25 protein-coding genes are annotated in these 24590 nt (G+C 55.0%); 7 read left to right on the forward strand and 18 right to left on the reverse strand.

Annotated elements, in window-relative coordinates; genetic code table 11:
* The 14 genes from PHD44_RS08955 to PHD44_RS09020 all read right to left on the reverse strand — a co-directional run.
* On the reverse strand, positions 1-1504 hold a 1504-nt coding region (locus PHD44_RS08955; protein ID WP_300190602.1), incomplete at its 3' end, for a putative inorganic carbon transporter subunit DabA.
* Between the two features lie 31 nt (positions 1505-1535).
* On the reverse strand, positions 1536-3209 hold the full coding sequence (locus PHD44_RS08960) for an NADH-quinone oxidoreductase subunit L (RefSeq protein WP_300190605.1): 1674 nt from the start codon (positions 3207-3209) through the stop codon (positions 1536-1538).
* Positions 3210-3659: 450 nt separating this feature from the next.
* Positions 3660-4607: a LysR family transcriptional regulator gene (locus PHD44_RS08965; protein ID WP_300190608.1), complete on the reverse strand. Its 948-nt coding sequence runs from the start codon at positions 4605-4607 to the stop codon at positions 3660-3662.
* A 510-nt stretch (positions 4608-5117) separates the two neighbouring features.
* Entirely contained in the window at positions 5118-5756 is a 639-nt protein-coding gene (gene parA / locus PHD44_RS08970) for a ParA family partition ATPase (RefSeq protein ID WP_300190610.1), read from the reverse strand.
* Between the two features lie 4 nt (positions 5757-5760).
* Positions 5761-6033: a 4a-hydroxytetrahydrobiopterin dehydratase gene (locus tag PHD44_RS08975; protein WP_300190613.1), complete on the reverse strand. Its 273-nt coding sequence runs from the start codon at positions 6031-6033 to the stop codon at positions 5761-5763.
* A gap of 153 nt (positions 6034-6186) precedes the next feature.
* Positions 6187-6507, reverse strand: a complete 321-nt coding sequence (locus tag PHD44_RS08980) for a BMC domain-containing protein (protein ID WP_300190616.1) — start codon at positions 6505-6507, stop codon at positions 6187-6189.
* Positions 6508-6545: 38 nt separating this feature from the next.
* Positions 6546-6842, reverse strand: a complete 297-nt coding sequence (locus PHD44_RS08985) for a BMC domain-containing protein (protein WP_300190619.1) — start codon at positions 6840-6842, stop codon at positions 6546-6548.
* 38 nt (positions 6843-6880) lie between these two features.
* Entirely contained in the window at positions 6881-7183 is a 303-nt protein-coding gene (locus PHD44_RS08990; protein ID WP_300190621.1) for a BMC domain-containing protein, read from the reverse strand.
* A gap of 38 nt (positions 7184-7221) precedes the next feature.
* Complete coding sequence (locus PHD44_RS08995) at positions 7222-7518, reverse strand: BMC domain-containing protein (RefSeq protein WP_300190619.1); 297 nt, start codon at positions 7516-7518, stop codon at positions 7222-7224.
* A 38-nt stretch (positions 7519-7556) separates the two neighbouring features.
* On the reverse strand, positions 7557-7859 hold the full coding sequence (locus tag PHD44_RS09000) for a BMC domain-containing protein (protein ID WP_300190624.1): 303 nt from the start codon (positions 7857-7859) through the stop codon (positions 7557-7559).
* A 24-nt stretch (positions 7860-7883) separates the two neighbouring features.
* The gene (locus PHD44_RS09005; RefSeq protein ID WP_367182023.1) at positions 7884-8165 is read right to left on the reverse strand and encodes a carboxysome peptide B; all 282 of its coding nucleotides are present in this window, start codon (positions 8163-8165) and stop codon (positions 7884-7886) included.
* A 1-nt stretch (position 8166) separates the two neighbouring features.
* Positions 8167-8418: a carboxysome peptide A gene (locus PHD44_RS09010; protein WP_300190627.1), complete on the reverse strand. Its 252-nt coding sequence runs from the start codon at positions 8416-8418 to the stop codon at positions 8167-8169.
* Position 8419: 1 nt separating this feature from the next.
* Positions 8420-10015, reverse strand: coding sequence for a carboxysome shell carbonic anhydrase (locus PHD44_RS09015; protein WP_300190629.1), 1596 nt, complete (start codon positions 10013-10015; stop codon positions 8420-8422).
* Between the two features lie 24 nt (positions 10016-10039).
* Positions 10040-11887, reverse strand: coding sequence for a CsoS2 family carboxysome shell protein (locus tag PHD44_RS09020; RefSeq protein WP_300190632.1), 1848 nt, complete (start codon positions 11885-11887; stop codon positions 10040-10042).
* A gap of 168 nt (positions 11888-12055) precedes the next feature.
* Between PHD44_RS09020 and PHD44_RS09025 the strand changes: the two genes are divergently transcribed.
* A complete protein-coding gene (locus PHD44_RS09025) occupies positions 12056-12994 on the forward strand; it encodes a LysR family transcriptional regulator (protein ID WP_300190634.1) in 939 nt (312 codons plus the stop codon).
* Between the two features lie 310 nt (positions 12995-13304).
* On the opposite strand, the gene PHD44_RS09030 is transcribed toward PHD44_RS09025, so the two are convergent.
* Complete coding sequence (locus tag PHD44_RS09030) at positions 13305-13907, reverse strand: PolC-type DNA polymerase III (protein WP_300190637.1); 603 nt, start codon at positions 13905-13907, stop codon at positions 13305-13307.
* A 92-nt stretch (positions 13908-13999) separates the two neighbouring features.
* Positions 14000-14560, reverse strand: a complete 561-nt coding sequence (locus PHD44_RS09035) for a CIA30 family protein (protein WP_300190639.1) — start codon at positions 14558-14560, stop codon at positions 14000-14002.
* Positions 14561-15065: 505 nt separating this feature from the next.
* Between PHD44_RS09035 and PHD44_RS09040 the strand changes: the two genes are divergently transcribed.
* From PHD44_RS09040 to PHD44_RS09050, 3 genes are all read left to right on the forward strand, one after another.
* Complete coding sequence (locus tag PHD44_RS09040) at positions 15066-16229, forward strand: efflux RND transporter periplasmic adaptor subunit (protein WP_300190641.1); 1164 nt, start codon at positions 15066-15068, stop codon at positions 16227-16229.
* A 50-nt stretch (positions 16230-16279) separates the two neighbouring features.
* A complete protein-coding gene (locus PHD44_RS09045; RefSeq protein WP_300190660.1) occupies positions 16280-19438 on the forward strand; it encodes an efflux RND transporter permease subunit in 3159 nt (1052 codons plus the stop codon).
* 71 nt (positions 19439-19509) lie between these two features.
* On the forward strand, positions 19510-19878 hold the full coding sequence (locus tag PHD44_RS09050) for a hypothetical protein (RefSeq protein WP_300190644.1): 369 nt from the start codon (positions 19510-19512) through the stop codon (positions 19876-19878).
* On the opposite strand, the gene PHD44_RS09055 is transcribed toward PHD44_RS09050, so the two are convergent.
* Positions 19879-20496 (reverse strand): DNA-3-methyladenine glycosylase I, encoded by a 618-nt coding sequence (locus tag PHD44_RS09055; RefSeq protein WP_300190647.1) that lies wholly within the window; start codon positions 20494-20496, stop codon positions 19879-19881.
* 58 nt (positions 20497-20554) lie between these two features.
* Positions 20555-21649: a DUF2242 domain-containing protein gene (locus tag PHD44_RS09060; RefSeq protein ID WP_300190650.1), complete on the reverse strand. Its 1095-nt coding sequence runs from the start codon at positions 21647-21649 to the stop codon at positions 20555-20557.
* Between the two features lie 487 nt (positions 21650-22136).
* On the opposite strand from PHD44_RS09060, the gene PHD44_RS09065 reads away from it, so the two are divergent.
* The 3 genes from PHD44_RS09065 to PHD44_RS09075 form a co-directional block, all read left to right on the forward strand.
* Positions 22137-22505: a hypothetical protein gene (locus tag PHD44_RS09065; protein ID WP_300190652.1), complete on the forward strand. Its 369-nt coding sequence runs from the start codon at positions 22137-22139 to the stop codon at positions 22503-22505.
* 45 nt (positions 22506-22550) lie between these two features.
* Positions 22551-22997, forward strand: a complete 447-nt coding sequence (locus tag PHD44_RS09070; RefSeq protein ID WP_300190654.1) for a hypothetical protein — start codon at positions 22551-22553, stop codon at positions 22995-22997.
* Positions 22998-23277: 280 nt separating this feature from the next.
* A partial coding sequence (locus PHD44_RS09075; protein ID WP_300190657.1) for a TolC family protein occupies positions 23278-24590 on the forward strand: 1313 nt, incomplete at its 3' end.

Raw genomic sequence — 24590 nt, forward strand, 5'->3', positions numbered from 1 at the left:
GGGCGAACCGATCGATCAATCCGAGTCCACGCAGCATGCCTTCTGCCAGTTTGATTTTTTCCTGTTCGCTGAGCGCACCGCCATTGGCTCCAATCAACGCCGGATGAAGCTGGGATCGCTCCTTGGCCGTCAGCCCGGCCTCATCAGGTGGCAAGGATGGCCGGTGCCAGCCCAAGGTATCGGCAAGCAATCGTGGCACATAACTCAGCCCTGCCGACTCAACAAAGGTAAAACAGGATGCCGCCGAGAGCTTGAACTGCTTCCAGGTCGCAGTCCGGCTCAAGCGCGCGTGTTGCCGTTCAGCAATGGCCTTGTCGCCCACTTGCTGGGCGCGAAAAACCGGCTTGAGCAATACCGGCATGTGGGTTCGAGTGTAAGACTCATCGAGGCGGCAATATTCAACCGGCACGCCAAAGAACCCGGCAAAGCCGATGGTTTCCAGGTTGGGCATACTGGCTTCCAGATGCCGCCGGAAGACTTCTGAGCGCACATCAATGCAAAAAGCCGCCTGTACTGCCGGGGTTGCGACAGGCACACCCTCGGGGTTAGATTTCAAGCCGCTCGCCACCTTGCGACGAAAAGATATTTCCGCTGCTGTGAGCAGAATCTCGTCGATGGGCATTTCTTCGTTCGATTGAAAACCCCTTTGTCGCTGCCATTCAGACATCTTCAACCGCCACCGCTGGCGCGTAGGTTCGTCCATTTCCATCAGGATCAGGGCATCCCAAACCAGACGAATTACCATCAGATCCCGCAAGTCATCGTTTTGTTCGCCCTGCAGTTCAGCCTGCCAGAGCAGATAACGGCAGTAGCTTGCCCAGCCACCAATTGATTTCAGTGTGGCAAAAAGATAATCGGCCAGCTGCTCTTCGGGCAGGTCTATTTGTGCCAGCGCCCAGCTCAGGGCATCTTCCGAATGTTCAGGAACGCAAAGCAGGTTCTTTCGCACTCCTTTGAGCCCGGCCGCGCCGGATGAACGGTCGATCAAGGTGTATTGCCGCCATGAGGAATACAGACGTTTTTCCGCCTCGCATGGCATATGCCACAGCGCCTGCCCGCGGTCATAATGCGCAGCCAGATAGCCGCTGATCTGATCGGTGACGAAAGCAAGAAACGGCGGTGCATCACGCCGGTTCAGTTCCAGGGCCAGCAGCGGAAGCGGCTTTTTCGGGGTCGGTTCGCACTGCGCCGCCTGCTTGATGGTGTTGACATCGACATCACACTTGAGCTGGTTTGCGGCCTCGGTCAGATCCGAAACTTTGATCTCCCCCGTGATGATTTTCTTGGCGAACCACGCTCGATCCATGTACAGGTATTCGCCTGTGGTTTCGGCCAGATAGTTTCCGACTTCCGTGAAAGGCCGATCGATCAGTCCAAGATAAGGATTGACGGCCACAAAGGAATCCAGTGGCCAGACAGGCGCGATTTTAAGACAGGTTTCCTCGATCAATGACAAAAGAGCCTGCGGGTTTTGACGTGAAGATATGTGCGTTGAGGTACTCATCATGGTTTCCTTAGCAATTCACGAGCTGGGCTCAGACTTGGGCATCATTGGTACAACGGGACTTTCGAGTTAATTCAGAATCCGGCATCCGGGTCATGCGCCCTACTTTTTCCGGCCACAAACGATAGGACAAACGCTCTACCCAACGATCGACGTATAACCCGTTATACAAGTGGATAAACAAGGCCGTCTGACTGCTGCGCGCCATCCGTTCACGCCCCGGCCCCTGCAACCAGGCCACGGCGACGAATCCGGCGATGGTCAACACGATCAGGCCCCAGTTCAGGAGTGAGACCTTGGAGGGCAGCGGTGCCAATTCCTGTGCGAAACCGTGCATGAACAACCCATGCAAGACAAAGTAGATTGCAGACATGGCCGTCGCGGTAAAAATAGCCGTCACAACCTCCCCGACGGTGCCATAACTCAGTACCTTGAGCACCAGTTGCGCGGTAGCCAGCGCGATGATGACGACCAAAGCCAGCAGCGTGGGTTCATCCTGCAAGCGCAATCCCATGCCGATGACCAATGCTAGAACGATCGACAAGCTACCCAGGAAGGTGATCATCCACGCTGCCAGGGAAACAGGGCGATATTTGAAAATCTTGGGCTGGCGCAGTTGATCGGCAATCCCCCCCGAAGACAAAAATGCATGTGCCTTGTATAACGAGTGCCCCACGAGGTGCAGCAACCCTAGAGCGAACAGGCCTAGGCCGAGTTCCAGCAACATAAACCCCAGCTGGGCAGCCGTGGACCAGGCCAGTGACGACTTGATGGCTGACTGGGTCAACATGACAAGCGAAGCAATCACCAGCGTGGTCAGACCCACAACAGCCAACAGAACGAGGGCATAGCCGTCGGCGACCAAGAGGTTGCTGGTACGAAGCACGATGATCGCCCCGCTATAGACGATGCCGGCATGCATCAGTGCCGATACGGGCGTCGGTGCTTCCATGACCTGGATCAGCCAGCCATGAAAGGGAAACTGCGCGCTCTTGAGAATGGCTGCCAGCACGATCAACCAAGCGGCAATGTGCAACTGGAGAGGCAACTGTTCATGGCTTTGCACAAACGCGGTAATCGCCGAGAATTCCAGACTGCCAACTTCCAGACCGATAAGCACCGTGGCAATAATCAGCAGCGCGTCAGCCGTGCGGCTGAAAATCGATTTCTTATGCGTGACCATGATGGCGCGGGGCCGCTCAGAATAAAATCCCAGCAGCCGATGCAGAGTAAAGCCGGTAATCAGGATCGCAATCGTAAACAATGCCATGTTCCCGGCAATAACCACCAACAGGAACCAGCCGCCGGTAAACCCCAGCAAACGGAAAAAACGGGCCTGCTGTGGATCGCCATCGAGATACTGAATGCTGAATCGCGCAATGATCATTAATACAAAACTGACCAGCGCAGCCAACAGCAAGGTCATACCATTGACGGCAATCGAGACATGCAGATCGATGCTTCCATTCAAGCCGGGCAAAGGTATCGCCGGCATGAATACATCACTGCGCGACCCGGAGGCGTACATCAGCACAGAAGCCAGAGCGAGTGCAAACGCGATCAAGGTGGCTGATGCCACGCGCCGGCGATAAATCAGGGCGGCATCCACACCCGTGCGGGCACTTGGAAGCGAGAAAGCGAGCATTGTTACCGGCATGGCCAGTAACATCAGCCCAGTAGCATTAGACAGTAGTTCTGAGGTCATCGTCTTATCCTCACATCTCTTATTTCATTTACCCTACGTCTGAGAAGATAAGCGCCATTTCACCCTATGTATAATTCGATTTTACCCGACCAACCATAGGGCAAAATCTATAAATGGAGCAAACAGAACCCCGGTTAGCTACTTATTTTCAAAATGACCCATACAGCCCATTGTTTATAAATGAAATTATCCCGATACGACTGAGAATAAAACCAAGATACCTGAAATTATTCGAATTTTTTCCATAGGCCAATCTCTATGCAAGTAAAGACTGTGTTCAATGGAAATTGAGTTTTTTCAGCCGGACTTCAAAGATCCATCGTTTATCCGCCGATATGGAATACTTCGAATTGCAGTTCGTTCAGCTTTCATTGAGAAAAAATTAGCCCGACATAATTTCGGGCAAACCGACTGGTTTCAAACTCGTTTTCATTATCCAAATAATGGTTTTCAACCAATTTTAAGATAATCGCCGCCGTGTGTTTTCAAAAAGGACAGGAATTTGCGCGCCAGTACGGAAAGTACCTTGCCTTTTGGGTACACGATGCTCCAGTAACTTTCCAACGGAAATCCTTGCACATCGAGTTTCACCAGCGGTCCACCGACGCCTTCAATATTCAGAGCATGCTCGGAGACCACAGCCAGTCCCAACTTCCCGACCACTGCATGTTTGATCGCTTCATTGCCATCGAGCACGAGTCGAGTCTTGATCGACAACCCGTGGCGAGCAAACAGCTCTTCTGTTTTATGCCGAATCCCGGAGCCGGGTTCTCGCATGATGAAGGACTCTTCTGCGATCCTACTGAGCGGAATGTTCCGTGCATTTGCAAGTGGATGGCTGCGGTGGGCGATTACCAGCAAGGGATTGGGCGCGAAGGGTATCACCTCAAGATCAATCCGGCTTTGCGGCACCTGCCCCATGATGTAGAGATCGGAGGCATTTTCCTCGATCCGCCTCATCAGGGTATCCCGGTTGGAAATGATCAGTTCCAATTCGATATCCGGATATTGTTCCACAAAATAACCCAGGGCGACCGGCGCGAAATATTTGGCAGTGGTAATGACCGAAAGCCGCAACCTCCCCTTGCGTAATCCTTTCAAGTCATTCAGAGACATTTCGATATTGGCCAGCGCATCCATTGCCTCGCGGCAGCCACGTAGCACGATTTGCCCCGCCTCGGTCAAATAGATGCGCCGGCCGATTTGTTCATACAAATCCAGCCCTATCACCTCCGACATGCTTTTAACCTGTGCAGATACACTCGGTTGGGTCAGGTTCAATTCCGCCGCGGCACGGGTAAAACTTTCGAGTCGCGCTACCGATTCGAAAACCTCTATTTGCCGCAACGAAGCATGTCTCAGGAGTTTCCTGGAAAGCGTGGCAAGTTCCTGTGTCATCTGAAGGAATCCTCTAATGAGTGTGTACCAAGCTCAGAGGAAGCACGATACCGAGAGACTTTTGTCGACCACGGGCGAATAGTCGTGGTTGGCAAGCTGGGGCAATTTCTGGCATCTGAATACACCCTGATATATCGCAAGCATTTGGGAACCGCGGTCAAATGTAATGGGCAAGGAATTTCCAATCGAACATTGAAGGCGGCACAGTTTCGCGCTGCCTCAAAAATCCCCGCCCTTTTACCTCATGGCAGAGATTTTTTTATAACCGTTGATAAACCAATGCATTGCGATTGTTGGCACACTTAACCAATCAATCAGGCCAAACACGAGCGGCTGGGATAGTCTGTTTCTGTTCGACATCCGCAGTCTGGGCCCCACTCGATTTGGGCGGTTCCGGTTTGCGACGTACCGGAGATTTTGGCTGAGTGCTTTTTTCGATTGCCGGCGCCTCGGTTGGTTTGGTTTCGCGCACCTTATCGAGTCCGGCTGTCAGCTTGTTGCTTACTGTCGTCATAAGTCTAAAACCTCTTCAATAATTGCTTCTATGTCATTCACGGCACTGGAACCGCGTTTGCCCAGTCGATAAACACTGCAACCTTCCAGTGCAGCACTTCTAAAAGCGGCGCGGCGCGCCAGGCCATTTCTGAGCACCGGGATTTCAAAATCAGCCAGTGCCTCATGCATGGATCGCGAAAGTGCGTTGCGATGATCCTGTTGATTGAGGACCATGTACGCGCGCAGATCAGGATTGCTGACTCGCGCTTCCTGCACGGCGCCCGCCATGCCGATACTTGCCCATACATCCAGAGGGGAAGGTTGTATTGGAATCAGGACCATATCCACGAAAGACAACACACTACGCAGAATGTCCGAATCCAGATGCGGTGGACAGTCGATGAGCACATACCGGTGTGCATCAGATAGATGCTGGATGCGTTCACGCACCTCGCCCGCTACAACGCCTTCGATGTGTGGCAGGTCGCCGTCGTTGCCGCTGACTTTTGCCCAGTGACCGGCTGATTCTTGTGGATCAGCATCCAGCAACACGGTGGTGCCACGTTGGCTGAATCCGGCGCCCAGATTGACGGATAAGGTCGTTTTCCCCGTCCCGCCTTTCTGGTTCACAATGGCAAGGCGCAAGCTGCTCATGAGACTACTTGCCTTCATTCAAGAGGAGTGCGTCGATCTTCTGAGCCAACGCCACCGATTCGGAGCCTATTTTGCTACCGCCCTCGTCCAATGTGACGCTGACATAGGTCTTGCCAAAGCTCAGATTCGGATAATGCTTTACCGATTCGGCAATTTTCGCGACGTTATCCAAAAAAGCGCGCGTCGCGGAATAGCTTTCGAATTCGAATCGTCGACTCAACATCGGTGGCAGATCTTGCCTGGTCCAATCGGGGATCGGATTATCATGTTCCTGCATAATTGTGCTCCTCGGCGCCTCGTGATACGGACAGTACGTACACATCATTCAGGACATATCGCTTAGGGAAGTGCTGATTTATTCAGTCAACCCGGCATCCAAATGTCCTGCCACCACTCCTAGAACGGCTATCAGTCATTCTTAGAGAATGGCTTAATTCATCCTGGAGCAGTTGATGGCATTGCCTTCGGCAGACAGTACGCTCTCAACCTCGCTGTGGACGCGGGCGATGATGTGCGCCGCAACCAGACCGTCACCGACGCGCTCGCACGCATCGGCACCGGCACGAACCGCCGCGTTCACGGCACCGGTTTCGCCACGGACCAGAACGGTGACGTAACCGCCGCCGACAAACTGACGTCCGACCAGACGAACTTCCGCCGCTTTGGTCATCGCGTCCGCTGCTTCAATCGCAGGAACCAGTCCGCGGGTTTCGATCATGCCCAAAGCAATACCTGTAATACCTGTTGCCATTTCTTTCTCCTAACCTAAACGCAATTAATTTCAGTAAATCAAGCAGCTGTGTTCTGCAAAATACTTTCAACTTCGCTGTGGACGCGGGCGATGATGTGCGCCGCAACCAGACCGTCACCGACGCGCTCGCACGCATCGGCACCGGCTCGAACCGCCGCGTTCACGGCACCGGTTTCGCCACGGACCAGAACGGTGACGTAACCGCCGCCGACAAACTGACGCCCGACCAGACGCACTTCCGCCGCTTTGGTCATCGCGTCCGCTGCTTCAATCGCAGGAACCAGTCCACGAGTTTCGATCATGCCCAAAGCAATACCTGTAATACCTGTTGCCATTTCTTTCTCCTAACCTAAACGCAATTAATTTCAGTAAATCAAGCGGCTGCAGTGGTGTTCTGCAAAATACTTTCAACTTCGCTGTGGACGCGGGCGATGATGTGCGCCGCAACCAGACCGTCACCGACGCGCTCGCACGCATCGGCACCGGCACGAACCGCCGCGTTCACGGCACCGGTTTCGCCACGGACCAGAACGGTGACGTAACCGCCGCCGACAAACTGACGTCCGACCAGACGAACTTCCGCCGCTTTGGTCATCGCGTCCGCTGCTTCAATCGCAGGAACCAGTCCGCGGGTTTCGATCATGCCCAAAGCAATACCTGTAATACCTGTTGCCATTTCTTTCTCCTAACCTAAACGCAATTAATTTCAGTAAATCAAGCAGCTGTGTTCTGCAAAATACTTTCAACTTCGCTGTGGACGCGGGCGATGATGTGCGCCGCAACCAGACCGTCACCGACGCGCTCGCACGCATCGGCACCGGCTCGAACCGCCGCGTTCACGGCACCGGTTTCGCCACGGACCAGAACGGTGACGTAACCGCCGCCGACAAACTGACGCCCGACCAGACGCACTTCCGCCGCTTTGGTCATCGCGTCCGCTGCTTCAATCGCAGGAACCAGTCCACGAGTTTCGATCATGCCCAAAGCAATACCTGTAATACCTGTTGCCATTTCTTTCTCCTAACCTAAACGCAATTAATTTCAGTAAATCAAGCGGCTGCAGTGGTGTTCTGCAAAATACTTTCAACTTCGCTGTGGACGCGGGCGATGATGTGCGCCGCAACCAGACCGTCACCGACGCGCTCGCACGCATCGGCACCGGCACGAACCGCCGCGTTCACGGCACCGGTTTCGCCACGAACCAGAACGGTGACGTAACCGCCGCCGACAAACTGACGCCCGACCAGACGAACTTCCGCCGCTTTGGTCATCGCGTCCGCTGCTTCAATCGCAGGAACCAGACCGCGGGTTTCGATCATGCCCAAAGCAATACCTGTAATAGCTGTAGCCATTTCTTTCTCCTTAAAAACAAAGTTTTAATTAACATTCTCAGAAGTTTTGATGATGGTTTCCTCCGCACTCCAGTTATCGATAATTCCGCATATGGTTAAGTCCGTAAGGATGCTCTTATCACCCGTGGCGCTTCGTGCAGCGGAGCCTCCGGTCGTAAAAACCCATTTCCCCGCAGGTACACCGACAGGATCGACCGCTACCGAAATCTTCCCTTTCGTATCTGCCAGCACTCGAAGTGAGCTCCTGGAGAGTCCAGGAATCCGGCGTGTTGCGACCAGTTCAGAAACGACGCACATGATTTCCATCTCAACTCTCCTGCCAGTGATCAATGATTCCGACGATCGTCAGGTCACTCGGGAAATCCTTGCTGCCCGCCGCTTCGCGAGCAGCGGAGCTCCCAACGCAAATGACCCAATCCCCCGGGATGCAACCAATGGCGTCGACAGCAACACTTGGCGTCCCACCGCTCTTTTCTCGAACCACCAGCAAAGGACGGTGACCCAGTTCACGGACGCGATTGGTCGACACAAGCGTTTTTTCCACTCGCATGATCTTCATTTCATAACCCTCGATAGGCCTGGTTCTTTTGGTCGTTATCTGAAACGGTTTCGAGGGCACTCCCGGACTGCTCTGCCTGTACGCTCATGCCGAAAACCAGCAATCCTTTGTCCATCAGTTCCGGATAGCGTGCCGAGATCGCCGCTTTGACCCGGTGGCAGCGTGCCACTGCACGCTCTCTGGCGCCGGGCACCCGATTGTCATAGCGGTAGTGAATGGCTACCGGTACGGGCAAGCCCTTGGCAATGTTCAGCCGCGTGAAGATATTGATACCCACATCCATGTCTGCCGCGCTTTCTTCCAGCGTCTGCATGAAGCTGAAATAGGCAAGGTTGCGCAAATGAACTTCTTCAAAGCCATCACCGACGCTAATAAACCACTCCGCATGACCAACATCCGCATAACGACCATTGTGGTACTGGCAAACGTAGTCGATCTGGGACAAGTTGTTGATAAGCAACTGCTTGATCAAGCGACGCATACCTGTTTCTGGCGCACTGCGCTGGAACTGGCGCGCGGTTTCCTCGACAACGGCATTCAATTTCCACTGTGCTTCGAGCTTGGTCAGATGAGCTGTCTCTTGATACAAGGCCATGTTGTCGATGTAGCAATCCAGACTCATGTGGCCATTGGCATCAGGTACATGAATACGAATGGCATCGTTGTCCGTGTCTACGCCAATCAACAGCGTGGCGACTGAAGCTCCGCAGCAGAAACCGTTTTCAATCGCGGTGCTGAATGCACGCAACCGATCGAGCGCCTCCTGCTTGGCCTTAACATCCGAACTCCCGTGCGCGAGACAGCCTTCATGATCAGGATCCGAACCGCTGAAGTGGTACGCGGCGATCTTGAGATATCGGGTTCCCGAATCGGTGGTCGTCGGCAAACCTTCGCGGAATCGACGCAACTCTGTCGCTTTCCACTGTTTGATGTTCACTTCGACATCGAACAAGGCGCCCGCGTAGAACTGATGCCGTGGTACCGCTTCCTGGGGCAGGCGCAGGATGTAATTGATGAATCCTTTGAGCCGACCATCAGCACAGGCGCTGACATTGACTTCATGAAAACCGCAGTCGATGAAAAAACGGATAACTTCTTCAGCTTCGTTGGAACTGTCCTGTTGCAGGACATCTTCCTGTGCCAGTTTGCAGAACGTCTTCAGCACGCTGCTGCCGTAGAGCTTTTTCATATCAAGCGGAGCGATCCAGGCATTGGCCAGAACCGACTCATCCAGATCAAAGCCCAGACGGTCACGTGCAATTTCCTGCGCGCGGGTTTCAAAGTCTGCTTCTAGCCGCAGTGCAGCAATCTGCTTCAGCGTCGGTACGATGTTTGAAAAGCTTGCTTTGACAAGACATTCATACTCGGCAAGACGCTCGTTCTGCTTCAAGTCGGCCAGTGGATGAGCGCCTGGAGCACACTTCGTGCTGACGCACTCGCCGTATCGATCCTCGGCGAAACCCGGCGGGCAGAAACTGACTCGCTGAGGCCAGTTCGGAATGCTGCTGTGCTGAACAGTCTCTGCTCGAACGGTTGTCGCCAACCCGATCGGGGCTCTCGGCTTAGGCTGACATTTCAGGCGATGGCGGGTATCCATAATGGGCTCCGTAATATCAAATGGTTAGCCGCGTGCGCCGCCAGACATCGTGACCGCTGCACCAGTCATGCTGCTGCCGCTGCAACCGGTGACACGACTTGGCTTGGCTTCCGGCTGCTCAGCCTTGCGGAATTCCCGTGCACTGCGTGATGGACCACTAGGGCGCATCTCGCCACGCCAGGTCGGATTGCGGCGTGCAGCCGACAAACCTTCGGTACCGGTGACCCGGTCGCCACGATCCCAGGCATCGCCTGTGACGTTGCGTTCGCGACCTTCACCGGTAATGCGCTCCGGGCCGCGTTCCTTTGCCTCCTCTGTCATGGCTTCAACAGTGGATTGAACGCCATCGCGGTAACGAAATTCAGGCGTACCTGAAACCTTGCCGGTGGCCCGTGCGAGTGACCCGGTGATTCGATCGGTGCCACCATAGGCACTGCCGGTAATCCGCTGGGTAACGTCTTGAGACGAGTGCGCAGGCGAGACGATAGAAAAGCCGCCAGACTGGGTTTTACGAACAGTATCCGAAGGCGCATCGGTGGCGTTCGTCGATTGACGACTTGCCGGAATCACGTACTGGGCACGCTGCATCCGGTTACTCGCTTCGGTGACTTCCCGGTCTGCGCAAAACTTGGCATATTGATCCGCGCCGATATAGGACGAGCCGGTTACCGGTTTGCACGCGCCGTATTCATCGCCAGTCACGCTGTATGAGCGACCCAGTTGCGTACCTGATACGTTCTGGCCTTTAAGTGTGGGCGATACACCTACTTTTGCAGGCGGCTGATACGGCTGCTCGCGGCAAAAGGAGGAGAATTCCTCGCTACTCAAATAATCTGAGCCGGTAATGCGTTCGCACGCCCCTTTTTCAGAACCGGAGACTTTCGCAGAGCGACCGACGACGGTTCCGCTGACTGTACCGCCCGCACTGGTGTGGGTAATTTCGACTTTCTTCGGCGCAACGTCGGCTTTGGCGCGCAACGCCGTAATATCGGTGTAATCGCTACCGGTGATGACACGACTTGCACCGGTTTCACCGCCTGTAACCTCGACGCTACGATTCAAATCGGTACCGCTGATCTTGTTTTTCAGAGCGGTCATGCCAAAGCCGGATTTTTCATGATGCGGCTCAGGTGATGTTCCGCAGAATGTGCGTGTTTGTTCGGCGGCCAGATATTCGGTACCGGTAACGCGTGAGCAAGTGCCTGTTTCATCGCCAGAAACTTTCTGGCTACGGCCAATCTCGGTGCCCGTTACACGGCCGCCGCGACTTGTGCTGCTCGTACTGACCTTCGCTGGAGATGGTGATGGTTTCGTGGTGCAAAACTCGTTATATTGCTCAGTCCCGATATACTCGGTGCCGGTGATCGTGCGGCAACTACCGGATTCGTTGCCTGTAATGACAGCAGACCGCTCAAGCTGGCTACCGCTGACCTGGGCACCTGATAGCGTTGTGCCGAAATTGACTTTCCTCGGGACACGGCCGCAAGGACGTGCCGGGGGTTTGTTCCCGCGTCCATACAGTGATTGATCGATCCGGCGTTGCTGAGCCGCGGAAATCGGGGCGGGATTTGATACGCGCGGCGTTGTTTTGACTTCTTGAGCCGCTTGATTCCCGCAATTGCAAGCACGCGGTTCGGCACTCGCAGAAGCAGTGCTGGCCTTCTGAGTCGCAACCGACGTGGGGGCCGGAGCAGAAGATGTTTCTGCTACCTTGCTGGCGCTGGTCGGCTTGGCGCTTGGGGTGGGGTTACGCGTTGCCTCGCTTGCTGGCAGGCCTTTTTTACCGTAAAGAGACAGCGCTCTTCTCCGAGCCAACGCGGCATCACGGTTAGAGAGTTTCTCGGAGTTCGTGCTTGTACTATCTTGGTTCATGGATTGATTCCTTATGCTCAGCTGTTAATCATTAGGATTGGGCGTCCACAGAACCCGCCCTTGATTTGGAATATACGGAAGCCGAATCTATATTGATAATTAATAATAATTACCGTAATCATCCATAAAACTTAATAGACGTTTTTTAAACAAACAAAGATAAAGCCAATGAAAATAACCTTTCGCCAGCTGCGCTTATTGGAGTCAGTAGCCCGGAATGCCAGTTTTACACGTGCTTCCGAAGAGCTTCACTTAACTCAGCCCGCGGTCTCGACTCAAATAAAACAACTGGAGCAAGAAGTCGGACTGCCGCTCTTCGAGCAACTGGGAAAAAAGATCTACCTGACCGAAGCTGGAAAGGAAATGTACGAATTCAGTCGCGGCATCGCGCAACAGGTTCGCGACATTGAATCGGTCTTTGACGACATGAAGGGCGTGAAACGCGGCAACTTGTCACTGTCCGTCACCAGTACAGGTAAATATTTTGCGCCGTATCTGCTTGCCGAGTTCGTCAAGCTTCATCCCGGTACGAAAGTCCACCTTAAGGTCACAAACCGCGAAGAACTTCTCGTTGAGTTGCAAGAAAACATACCGCACATGGCGATCATGGGACGCCCGCCCAATAACCTGGAATTGACTTCGCAGTGTTTCATGAACAATCCCTTGGTCGTATTTTCCCGCCCGGATCACCCCTTCGCGAAGGAAAAGAACATTCCCATCAGTCGGTTAATGGAAGAAAACTTTATTCTTCGGGAACGAGGCTCGGGTACACGCAATGCGGTGGAAGACTTCTTCGAACAACGCAACATGCAACTCAACACGTCGATGGAAATGAGCCGAAACGAAGCGGTCAAACATTCCGTCATGGCGGGGTTGGGATTGGGAATCATCTCGCTGCACGCGCTTGAATTGGAACTGGCACTGAATCGGATTGCCATCCTCGATGTCGAAGGCTTTCCGGTCATGAAGAAATGGTATCTGGTTTATCGCACGGGCAAGCGAATGTCACCCATTGCACAAGCATTTCACGATTTCGTACTCAATTCGGCCGAGTCAATTTTGCCAAAACCGGCGGAAATCTTAAGATTTGAAAAGGATCTGAAATAACTTTTATTGAGCAAATTTATTACGGGGAACGTCCCCCCGCAGGTCATTTCGCAGAAATCCTTGATACGATTTCATCCCTTAGGGAAGCGCTGATTTATTCAGTGCTTCCCGCTTGGGGCAGGATGCCCCAACACGAACAAAGACGTAAGTCTTTGATTCGTGAGCGCCATCGCGGGCGTATACCGCGATGAGCGCGCTGATTTATTCCAAGGATGGAATAAATCAGCATTTACTTAGAATTCTCATCCTTGCGATCTTGATCGAATATAGGGCATGCGCGTCAAAATGCTGTGATTTGCTTACGCCTCGATCAGTCGATTCGGTCGATCAGAACGGGGCGACAGGCCGCCAGCAATTCCTCGCCACGCGTGCAGGCCAGCGTGGTGATGAAATCCGCCACCACCGCCGCATCGCCCAATGCACGATGCCGCGCGGCGCAGGAGAGCCCCATCCGCAGCATGACCGCATCCAGATTGTGTCGTCGTTCCTTGGGAAACAGCTGGCGCGATATTTTGACGCTGCATAACACCGGCGAATTGAACCGGATGCCCTCTCGCCGGAACGCTTGCTTCAAGAAACCCAGATCGAATCGGGCATTGTGTGCGATGACGATGTGGTTTTCGAGCCGTTCCAGCAGTGCCCGCGCCCGATGAGCGAACGCCGGCTGATCGGCAACCATCTCGTTCGTGATGCCCGTGAGCGTCGTGATGCGCGCGGGAATGGCACAGCCGGGATGGATCAGGCAGGACCAGTCGCTTTGCGTGCCGTCGGGATGCAGGGTCACGATGCCGATTTCGGTGATGCGATCCCGCTCGGTATGGCTGCCGGTGGTCTCAATATCCAAACAGGCCAGGGGTTGACCCAACTGGGTGATGAAGGCGCCCAGCCGGTCGGTGACTATCGCCGCGTTCATGCGGGCATCGCCGCCAGAGCGAGCGCGGATGAGGGCAAGAGCGCATCGGCCTGGTCGCAGGCGCGAGTAAAGCAGCCGGGACACGGACGACCCTAATCCAACGTATCGCCAAGGCGCGTGTAAAAACCCATTTCGCGCACGCAGACATCCGCCGTAAACGCGCGGCCGATGGCGACCACGGCAATTGTCTTGAGCTGGCGGGGCGCGAAGGGTGTGGCTGTTTTGTAGGGCTCGAAGGCATCGAACGGAAAGTAGTGGTAGTGCGGTTGGGGTTGCGCGTGGAATGTCTGGCGATAAGACTGCCAAGGCAGCCAGAGCCATCGGGTGCGCAGATGCAGGTTATAGGCTTCGCCATTGCCCATGGCGTGGATATACAAACCGGTATAGCCATCGATGTTGACAAGATCGCTAGCCGTCACGGGCCACTTGATCTGGATGAAACCACCTCGATTGGCGAGCGACACGCGGCCGCGCAAACACAGGCCCTGCTCCATTTCGGGGTTCTTCCCGTTTTGGTTCTCCCACGCCATATGTGCCACCGATTCGCCGCCCATCACCCGGTCATCGGCGGTTCGCCAACGATTCACCGTTTGAGGGTCTTCCGCCCGAAACAAAGGCGAGTGCGTCAATGTTTTGTGCGGTGATGTATTCATCGTTGGCTGTCCTTTTCATGTTTTTTATTCGGGTTCGATCGATCGGGCGGCATGCAATGACGAATGCAGTCTAACGGCTGCACCAAAACTTCCGCAATGTTATAGACCATGTACCCCCCAAGGTTCCATCCGGCTGTGTGGCGTCATTGAAGGATTCGTCGATTTTTTAGATCAAAGTACCGCTTCGAGAATTTTCAGAAAAACATGCTAAATTGATAGATAGTTAACCATTCAAGACGACGAATTTCCCGATAGGGCTCCCAAACGGTGACCCGAACAGCAACTCCGGGAACATTGACCCATCGGGGAGCAAACGAGCGTCCGGAAATGGGTTAACTGAACAATGAACAAAAATTATGAGCGAGTCTCTGTGAGATCGGGTTTTTTCGCTGCTCAGCGCAACAGTGGAATCAGACGGTCGGCAGGTACGCAAAGCCCACGGACAGAACCTGTCTCAGGTTGAGGCCATGCCCCATCCTGAGCAACTGAATCAACCGGAGCCCCCATGGCCAGTGCCCAATTACGTTCAAAAATCGATATCCGCCCCGCCCTCACCCTGTTGATCACCGCCAGTCTGATGCTGGGCACGGTGAACGCCCGGGCCGAAACCGCTCCCGGCAAGAAAATGCCGCCGCCGATCGTGCCCATCGAATCGGTCAAAACGGCATCGGTGACGATCGATCAGACATTCAGCGGCGTCACCCAAGCGGAGCGACAGGTCGACGTCCGTGCCCAAGTGTCCGGAATTTTGAAAACCCGCGCTTACGTGGAAGGCCAGAAAGTCGATAAGGACACGCCGCTGTTCGTCATTGACGATAAACCCTATGTGGCCGCTTTGAACGAAGCGATCGCGAATCAGTCTTCGGCCGAAGCCGCCCTTAACTCTGCACAACGCAACTGGAATCGCATCAAGACCCTCTTCAGCAAGGGTGTCGCCAGTGTCAAAGAGCGCGACGATGCCCAGTCGGCATTAGAGATGGCACAAGCCGCGGTCAAGGTGGCGCAGGCCAAGCGAGTGGCCGCCAAGATCAATGTCGACTATACAAGAATCAATGCGCCGATCGCCGGAATCGCCGGCCGCCGCACGGTCGCAGTGGGGAATCTTGTCAACGTCGGAGACAAACTGACGCAAATCGAGGCTATCGATCCGATTCAAGTCATCCTCACGACCTCGGCCGATAACCCCTACGCCGACAGCCCCGCGCTCAAGCCCGGACCGAACCACCCCATCCCGGCGACACTGCTGTATGGTGCCGACGGTAGCAAACGGGTGGAGGGCCAGTTGAACTATCGAGCGGTCAGCATCGACCCCAACACCAACAGCATCACGCTAAGGGGGATTTTTCCCAACCCCGATCAGACGCTTCAACCCAATGAATACGTTCGGGTGAACGTTGCGGTGGACAAACTCGACGCGGCGCTGATCGTTCCGCAAACAGCACTCACCAGTGGCATTCGCCCCGGCAGTCATGCGGTGTATACCGTGGACAGTCAAAACAAAATCACCTTGACACCGGTCGAGCTCGGCCCGATGAGCGACCAAGGGCAAGTGATCAAATCCGGATTATCCGCAGGACAGCGGATCGTGACCGACGGCCTGGTCAAATTACGTCCCGATATCGTGGTTGAACCCTACAAAGCCGGTAAAGAGAAATCCGTTAAAAAATAACGACAACCTCAGCCGCCCTTTGACCGAGACGCACTGGACAATCCCTTATGATTTCGACCTTCTTCATCAACCGACCCATTTTCGCCACAGTGCTCGCAGTGGTGATCACGCTCGCTGGCGCGGCGGCATTCACCGGGCTACCGGTTGAGCAATACCCCCAGATCGTGCCGCCCGACGTTCAGGTGACGGCCACCTACAACGGGGCCGATGCCGCCACGATCGCCGAATCGGTCGCCGCGCCCCTAGAGCAACGCATCAATGGCGTGGACAACATGTTGTACATGTCTTCGAACAGCTCCGATGCGGGCACGATGGCACTGACCGTCACCTTCGCCAACGGCACGGACCCCGATCAGGCCACCATCGATGTCAACAATCGCGTGCAGCAGGCTCTGTCTCAGTTGCCGCAGGAAGTGCGTGATCAAGGCGTGGTGGTGCAGAAAAAGAGCAATGCGATCTTGATGGTCATCACCCTGCTCTCGGAAAAGGGCCAGTTCGACACCAAGTTCATTTCCAACTATGCGCTGCTGAACATCATCGATGAAATCAAGCGCATCAAAGGGGTGGGCGACACCCAATTGTTCGGCGCACAGGATTACTCCATGCGCATCTGGCTCGATCCGGCCAAACTCGCGCATTTCAAGCTGACACCGACCGATGTCGGCAATGCCATCAAGGCGCAGAGTGCCCAGTTCGCCGCAGGCAAATTCAACGATGCACCGAATGATTCGCGCTCTGGCTTTACCTATACCATTACCGCCGACGGCCGGTTCACCGATGTGGACCAGTTCCGCAACATCATCCTGCGGGGCAACCCAGACGGCGGCACGCTGCGCCTGAAGGATGTCGCGCGTATCGAATTGGGCTCGAAATCTTACGGCTTCAATGCCACCTTCAATGGCAAGCCCACCGTGCCGATCGGTGTCTTTTTGGCGCCGGGAGCCAATGCCCTGGAAACTGTCGCGGCCATCCGCGACCGGATGCAAGAACTCCAGACCCGCTTCCCGGGCGACCTCGCCTACAAAATACCGCTCGATACCACCGACTTTGTGCGCATCTCGATCAAAGAAGTGCTCAAAACGCTGCTCGAGGCGATGGTTCTGGTCGTTCTGGTCATTTTCGTCTTCCTACAAAAACCACGGGCGACCCTGATCCCGCTGATCGCCATCCCGGTCGCCCTCATCGGTGCATTGGCGGGCTTATTCCTTTCGGGCATGTCGATCAATCTGTTGACGCTCTTCGGCTTTGTGCTGGCCATCGGCATCGTGGTCGATGATGCGATCATCGTGATCGAGAACGTGGAGCGTTTGATGCGCGAGGAGATGCTCAGCGCCCGCGATGCGGCCATCAAGGCCATGCATCAGGTGACCGGCCCGATTGTCGCGACCACCCTCGTGCTCCTTGCCGTATTCATTCCGGTAGCGTTCATTCCGGGGCTATCGGGGGAAATGTATCGTCAGTTCGCGATTGCCATATCGATCTCGGTGGTGTTGTCCGCCGTCGTGGCGCTGACATTGACCCCGGCCATGACCGCCGTGCTTCTCAAAAAACATGAAGACAAGCCGCCCGCCCTGCCCTTTCGTGTATTCAATCGCGGTTTTGGCAGCCTGACGAATGCCTACATGGGTCTGGTGCATTTCTTTCTCAGGGCCTGGCCACTGGGCTTGATGCTGTTTGCCGGGGTGATTGTTGCCGCTCTTTTCCTGTTCCGTCACTCGCCAACGGGCTTGATTCCGAATGAAGATCAAGGGTTTTTCATTTCGATCATCAAGTTGGCACCGGGCGCCAGTCTTGATCGGACCAGCACCGTGCGCAATGAACTGAGCGACATCATCACCCGCGATCCGAACGTCTATTCTACCGTCGCCTTCGCGGGACGGGATTTACTGGCCGACACCTCGCGGCCCAATGCGGGCGTCGCCTTCACACGCTTGAATCCTTGGGATGAACGCCCCCTGGCCAGCCAGAGCGTCCAAGCCGTCGCGCAGAAAATTACCGGCGAAGCACGGCATATTCCGCAAGGACAGGTCTTCTCGTTCGTTCCGCCCGCGATCCGTGGCATTTCCACGACCGGCGGCTTCGAGCTGTACCTGCAAAACCGGGGCAACGGTGGCCTTGATGCGTTGAATACCGCCGCAAAAAATCTGATTGCCGCAGCCAACAAACGGCCGGAACTGGCCGGGGTGCGCACGACTTTTGAATTCAATATTCCGCAGTATCGAGCGGTGGTGGATCGGGATAAAGCCTATGCGCTCGGCGTGCCGGTCAAGGATATTTTCACGGCGATGCAATCGACCTTCGGCATGGGCTACATCAACGACTTCACCCTGTTCGGACGCAACTTTCAGGTCAACCAGGCCGCGGATACGCCCTATCGCGTGTCGCCGGACGATCTGCAACAGGTCTATGTCCGCAGTGCAAACGACGGGCTCATTCCGGTAAGCTCACTGGTCACACTGCACCAGACCAGCGGGCCGGATGTGGTCAACCGTTTCAATATTTTCCCGGCCGTGAAAATCCTGGGTAATCCCGCACCCGGCTATTCATCGGGCCAGGCGCTCAAAGCCATGCAGGAAGTGGCCTCAAGCACGCTTTCGCGCAATTTCCAACTGGGCTGGATCGGGGCGGCTTATCAAGAACTGTCCGCGGGCAAATCGGGAGCAATCGCATTTGGTCTTGGCATTATCATGGTGTTTTTGATCCTGGCCGCCCTGTACGAACGCTGGACGCTCCCGCTGGCGGTCATCACAGCCATCCCCTTTGCCGTGCTGGGCGCACTGCTGGCGAACTGGATGCGCGGCCTTGATATTGATGTGTATTTTCAGGTCGGCCTGCTCGTCTTGATTGCCATGTCGGCCAAGAATGCGATTTTGATCGTCGAATTCGCCGCCAAAATCCATGCCGAAGGTAAAACGATTGCCGAAGCTGCCGTGGCCGCCGCCCGCATCCGGTTCCGCCCGGTGATCATGACCTCGATGGCGTTCATACTGGGCGTGCTGCCACTGGCATTGGCCAGCGGCGCGGGTGAAGGCGCCAGACACGCTCTGGGTACCGGCATCGTCGGCGGCATGATCTTCGCGACCTACATCGCCATTCTGTTCATCCCGATGTTTTTCGAGCTCACGCAAACCTTGAGTGAAAAGGTCAGTCGGCGTAAAAAACCACAGGCCGCCAAAACCCAAGGAGCATCCACCGACGAATCCGCATGATCCTATTAAGGTATAGAACCCGGATGACGGCAGGCATTCGAGAATTAAATTAACCGGGAGCGAAAACAATCATGGACCCTATCGCGCAAGAATCGTCTTCTCAGCCGCCATTCGCATCCGCTATTGCAGCCTGGGATACGCCCCGGTTTGCAGCGACTTTGATCGACACGTTGACCCGACTGGGTGCTCGATTTCTGCCACTGCAAAAAGGCCTCACCCAAGGCAGCGTGGCGCTGGATGACGACCTGATGGTGCGCGTACTGCACACCGAAGCGCAGGGGGATCATTTGCTCGTGCGTTTGAGTGTCCAGTACACCAGCATTATTACAGGCTGCAGCTGCGTCGATGATCCGACGCCCGAAAACATCCTGCCTGAATATTGTGAACTGGAATTGATCATTGACCGCCAGAACGGTACGGCCAAGGTGGAATTGCTTTAATCAGCCGGGACGTTTGAATTCCGAACGGGCTTTTTCCACCGCATTTCGAGTGATGCATCCGTACACATGGTCATTGACCATCCCCATCGCCTGCATGAAAGCGAACAGGGTCGTCGGACCGACGAACTTCCAGCCCAGCGTTTTCAGATCCTTGGACAAGGCAATGGCTTCAGGGCAAGTCGTCACCGTTTGCGGTTCAGGCAATTGAATCGGATCGGGTTCATAACGCCAGAAAAAAGCAGACAACGAGCCGTAGTTTTGCACCATTTCAATTGCCCGCCTTGCGTTATTGATCACGGCTTCGATCTTGCCCCGATGTCGCACAATGCCCCGATTGCACATCAGCTTGGCAACGTCTTGCTCGGTAAATTGTGCTACTCGATGAAAATCGAAATCAAGGAACGCATCTCGAAATGCCGGGCGTTTCACGAGGATCGTGCGCCAGCTCAAACCGGCCTGAAACCCTTCCAGACAGACCTTTTCGAATAACCGGACATCATCATCGACAGGGAAGCCCCATTCATTATCGTGATATTCCGGAAACTCGGGTGCAGCAGCACACCAGGCACAGCGAGGACGCCCATCGTGGTCGGTTGTCAGCGTAGGTGGTAAATCCATGGTTCACCCGATAACGGTAAGAAATATTCATCGTGTGTGGAGGGATGGAACAGACGATTCAGGGAGCAGTCGTTTTCACTGCATTTGTACCCGTCGATGTAACGGGCTGCACGGTGGTATCCGGAATCGAGGCTGGTACAACAACAGATTCGGGTGCAGGCGAAGCGGATGTCGATGATGGTGTGGGTGCCGTCTGCGTCGATTCGTGGGTTGGCGTTTGCGTCACGATGGGAGCCGCAGAGGAATCCGGAATGGCAGTCGGCTCGGGTATAACTGGTGTTGTCACCGGGCCGCTACTGGATGCTGGCACCGATGTGGACTCGATCGCGGGGAGAGGCGCAGGTGCCGTTTCCACTGAATTCTGAACAGGAGACGGATTCACGACAGGAACCGGGGATGCACTCGGAACGGGAGCAGATCGGGACGTGGCTGGTGCTGTCGCCAGATCACCACTGGTTTGGGGTTTGGGTGTGGGTTCAGGTGTAGGTTCAGTGGCGGGAACGGCCGGTGCCGCAGGCGCGGCTTCTGTCGGCGGAACCGGTGTGGTCATCGATGGGAGCACAGGCACTACCGACGTCGGCAGCTCGTCCTCCTTGTGCTTTGACTGGATTTCAACACGTACATTGACGAGGTTCTTTTCCACAGACTCGAAAAACCGCTGATAGAAAACCCGATCCGTAATGGTCTCGTTGGCCACTTTGACCATGGAATCGACCGTTTGCCCAATCGGCAACGAAACCGATCCCAATATGGAAACACCGACACTCGCCGAGCTGGACGCCTTTTTCAGGTCATAGGTCGAGTTCACGCCATTGGCGTAAATCGTACTTCCCGTCGAATCGGACAGACAGACGATATTCATTTCTATGAACGAACTGCGATTACCGTCAATCCGATAGGCCTTACGCCCCTTGAAACTGCCTTTGCTGCTGTCTCCATCAATAATGTAACCGTCACCAAGCAGCGTCCGTTCAGCCGCAGAACAGGCAGCAGCGGCGCCATCTGGCACGTGTTTTTGATAGGGGCTGTCGCTCCCGAAGCTATCGCTCGAATAAAAGGGCACCGTGGGCGAGGAAGAACAGCCCGAAAGCGCGAACAGCGCGGGCACAAAAGCAAGAACAACAATTGGTCGAAGCAGACGCAGGAGTTTCATGAAGGGTAGGAGTACGACAAGGGTGTGCGATTGAAAAAGCCACAGCGAGGCATGGTATCACGCAAAAAGATTGCGGCAATCAGTAACTTGAGGCCATTACCCCGGAGCCATCTGCATTTCGCGAAGCGCGGCTGAGGGAGTAAAAACTGTCTCTATTTTCAGATAACCCCATTGCCATTCAGACATTATTTACTGCATGGACGGCGCAGACCAAAACGCGGGGCATCAAACCGAATTCGTCCCTGGGAAGGTCTGCACAAATGCACACATCTTCAAGGGTACTGCGAAAAACCCCAAGGATAAGGTTTTCAAGGCTACATCAAGTAAAGCAACCCCCAGATCAAATAAAAATAGACTTTTATTATCAACATTTTGGAGCAATGTTTGCTTTGTACACTTTTGGTTACACTTGATTAACCAAATGTTCCTGTTTTTGATACACGGTCCATCTTAACCTTGCTATGAACCTCAAGCAGGAGAACGCAGCATGAACACTTTTCCATTCAATCATTACGCAGCTGTCCTGAAACGGACCGTCTTGCTCGGTATTGCTGGTGTCAGTTTGGGCTTGGGTGGCTGCGCGGTTTATCCCGCAGGTTACGGTTATGGCTACACCAGCGAAACTGTCGTTACCGGCCCGGTGGTTCGTTACGCAGCGCCACCACCACGCGTTGCGGTGGGAATCGCTCCGTTCGCAGGCGCGCTCTGGGTCCCTAGAAACCGAGTATGGCGTGATGGATGGTATTCGCATCGTGGCTACTGGGCGCGCCCGCCCTATCCTCGGGCAGACTGGGGGCACGGACGCAGACATCGTGATCACGACGACTGGCACCGGCGTGATGGACGCTGGCATTGATTGCCCAACACCTCTGTGCACTCAATCAACAGGAAGGAAAGCAAAATGAAGCAAACACACAATCAAAAAAACCCATCGGTACAGCGTTTACGCAAAATCGGGCTCATGGCCGGTTTGCTACTCGGCGGTCTAGGCTTCAGTGGCTATGCCGCAGCCGCCCCGGCTGAGATCGTGCTGGCACCGGGTTATTCGGCTGGAATCTTTATTGGGATCAATCAAGGTCGACCGATGCCACCGCCGCGTCATGAAATAATCGGGCGAGCGCCATTCCACGGCGCCTTATGGGTTCCGGGGCACTGGGAATGGCGCAATCGCTGGGTATGGAATCGAGGCGAGTGGGCACATCGTCATCACCACTATCGTGAGCGGGCGTACTGGGCGCCACGGTATCCGATGTACCGCGAGGGCCGAGATGACAGAGGGTACGATGGACGTCGCCATGATCATGGCCCCGGTCGGTATGATGATGATCGACGCGACTACCGTCACTGATTTATCTCGAAACAATCCGCAAGACTGAACCACATCAAGCAAAAACCGGACTAAACTCCGCTGCGACGTTTTCGAAACTCAATTCGACGTCGCTACGGAAAATTATTTTTATTACCTTATCCGGCAACAAAAGGAAATTTTCTTGCGCATTCGGCCCGCAATATTTTCACCAGACAACCAACCGCTAAGAGTCAAAAGCGCGATTTTGGGCTTGGCCATTGCATTTGGCTCGCTTGGTTTTTCGAACGTTTACGCGAATTCGTTTGATGATCCCTTCGGGGTGAACACCCACCTGCCCACGCACCCGGGTAAAGAGGCCGCGCAACTGGCGGATCTCTATACCATTCCCGCCCCGAAGACCGTTCAGAAGCAACAGATAGATACAAGGCACGAATACTCACTTGCCGAACTGACCGCGCTTGCCCTGTCAAACAATCCCCAGACCCACTCGGCGTGGGCCAGTTTGCGTGCCCAGGCGGCCAGCGTGGGTATTTCTGAAGCGGCCTGGCTGCCCAAATTGACGTTGAACGCCTCGGCACAACAATCTCAATCGACCACATCCACCGGTTTTAGTATCCCTACTCAGCGGATATTTGCGCCCAATCTGAGCTTGTCCTGGTTGCTGTACGACTTCGGCCAGCGCGAAGCAGGGATTGCAGCGGCAAAAGCCGGTCTTGTGGCGGCACGATTCGCCAATGACCAAACGCTGCAAACCGTACTGGCCAATGTTGCCGCGGCCTATTACCAGTCGTTAGCGGATCGGGTGCTGGTCGACGTCGACAAACAATCGGTGAAAACGGCCCAGAAGGCACTGGATGCGGCTCAGGCCAGATACCGCTCCGGGCAGGCCACCATCAGTGATTTGTATCAGGCAAAAGCCGCACTGGCGCAGGCGCAGGGGACGCTGGCAACAGCCGAACAGACCCGACTCCAGAACGAGGGCGCGCTGGCCAGTGCCGTCGGCTTGCCTGTCGACACACAGTTAAGACTCGCCCCTTTGCAAACCCGCATCGATCCCAATCTCGACGCAAATGTAAAATCACTGCTGCAACAGGCGATTGCACAAAATCCGAACTTGCAGAATGCGCAGGCACAGGTGGCACAGGCCCGAGCCACGCTCGATCAAACCGAAAGAGCCGGCATGCCCAGTATTTCGCTGGGCGCCAATCAAGGTCTGCGCTTCCAGCAGAGCCTGGGCCGGACCCAAACCAACAGCATCGGCTTAACGCTCTCCGTGCCGCTGTTCACCGGTTTTGACCAGCACTACCAATCGGCACAGGCGCGCGCCAAGCTGGCAGAAGCAGAAGCCAACCGCGACACAACCTACCAATCGACCGAACTGGCGGTGTGGCAGGGCTATTACGCCTTCCGTGGTGCAGTGGTTGCGATTCCCAGCGCACGTGTCCAGGTTGAAAATGCCAGCGAGGCGCTCAAGGCAGTTCAGGCACAATATAAGGTCGGTTACGCCACGATTCAGGATCTTTTGACAGCTCAGTCCACGCTGGCAACGGCCGAAGTCACACTCGCCCAGAACGCATTGAATGCCTACACTGCGCTCGCCAAACTCGGCGCCGCCATCGGCCAACTCGGCAC

It is taken from the genome of Halothiobacillus sp., from assembly GCF_028710545.1.
GTDB lineage: Bacteria > Pseudomonadota > Gammaproteobacteria > Halothiobacillales > Halothiobacillaceae > Halothiobacillus.

Coding starts and splice junctions, on each gene's coding strand:
- PHD44_RS08960 (WP_300190605.1), bottom strand. CDS start 3,209: ATGACCTCAGAACTACTGTCTAATGCTACTGGGCTGATGTTACTGGCC.
- PHD44_RS08965 (WP_300190608.1), bottom strand. CDS start 4,607: ATGACACAGGAACTTGCCACGCTTTCCAGGAAACTCCTGAGACATGCT.
- parA (WP_300190610.1), bottom strand. CDS start 5,756: ATGAGCAGCTTGCGCCTTGCCATTGTGAACCAGAAAGGCGGGACGGGG.
- PHD44_RS08975 (WP_300190613.1), bottom strand. CDS start 6,033: ATGCAGGAACATGATAATCCGATCCCCGATTGGACCAGGCAAGATCTG.
- PHD44_RS08980 (WP_300190616.1), bottom strand. CDS start 6,507: ATGGCAACAGGTATTACAGGTATTGCTTTGGGCATGATCGAAACCCGC.
- PHD44_RS08985 (WP_300190619.1), bottom strand. CDS start 6,842: ATGGCAACAGGTATTACAGGTATTGCTTTGGGCATGATCGAAACTCGT.
- PHD44_RS08990 (WP_300190621.1), bottom strand. CDS start 7,183: ATGGCAACAGGTATTACAGGTATTGCTTTGGGCATGATCGAAACCCGC.
- PHD44_RS08995 (WP_300190619.1), bottom strand. CDS start 7,518: ATGGCAACAGGTATTACAGGTATTGCTTTGGGCATGATCGAAACTCGT.
- PHD44_RS09000 (WP_300190624.1), bottom strand. CDS start 7,859: ATGGCTACAGCTATTACAGGTATTGCTTTGGGCATGATCGAAACCCGC.
- PHD44_RS09005 (WP_367182023.1), bottom strand. CDS start 8,165: ATGGAAATCATGTGCGTCGTTTCTGAACTGGTCGCAACACGCCGGATT.
- PHD44_RS09010 (WP_300190627.1), bottom strand. CDS start 8,418: ATGAAGATCATGCGAGTGGAAAAAACGCTTGTGTCGACCAATCGCGTC.
- PHD44_RS09015 (WP_300190629.1), bottom strand. CDS start 10,015: ATGGATACCCGCCATCGCCTGAAATGTCAGCCTAAGCCGAGAGCCCCG.
- PHD44_RS09020 (WP_300190632.1), bottom strand. CDS start 11,887: ATGAACCAAGATAGTACAAGCACGAACTCCGAGAAACTCTCTAACCGT.
- PHD44_RS09025 (WP_300190634.1), top strand. CDS start 12,056: ATGAAAATAACCTTTCGCCAGCTGCGCTTATTGGAGTCAGTAGCCCGG.
- PHD44_RS09030 (WP_300190637.1), bottom strand. CDS start 13,907: ATGAACGCGGCGATAGTCACCGACCGGCTGGGCGCCTTCATCACCCAG.
- PHD44_RS09035 (WP_300190639.1), bottom strand. CDS start 14,560: ATGAATACATCACCGCACAAAACATTGACGCACTCGCCTTTGTTTCGG.
- PHD44_RS09040 (WP_300190641.1), top strand. CDS start 15,066: ATGGCCAGTGCCCAATTACGTTCAAAAATCGATATCCGCCCCGCCCTC.
- PHD44_RS09050 (WP_300190644.1), top strand. CDS start 19,510: ATGGACCCTATCGCGCAAGAATCGTCTTCTCAGCCGCCATTCGCATCC.
- PHD44_RS09055 (WP_300190647.1), bottom strand. CDS start 20,496: ATGGATTTACCACCTACGCTGACAACCGACCACGATGGGCGTCCTCGC.
- PHD44_RS09060 (WP_300190650.1), bottom strand. CDS start 21,649: ATGAAACTCCTGCGTCTGCTTCGACCAATTGTTGTTCTTGCTTTTGTG.
- PHD44_RS09065 (WP_300190652.1), top strand. CDS start 22,137: ATGAACACTTTTCCATTCAATCATTACGCAGCTGTCCTGAAACGGACC.
- PHD44_RS09070 (WP_300190654.1), top strand. CDS start 22,551: ATGAAGCAAACACACAATCAAAAAAACCCATCGGTACAGCGTTTACGC.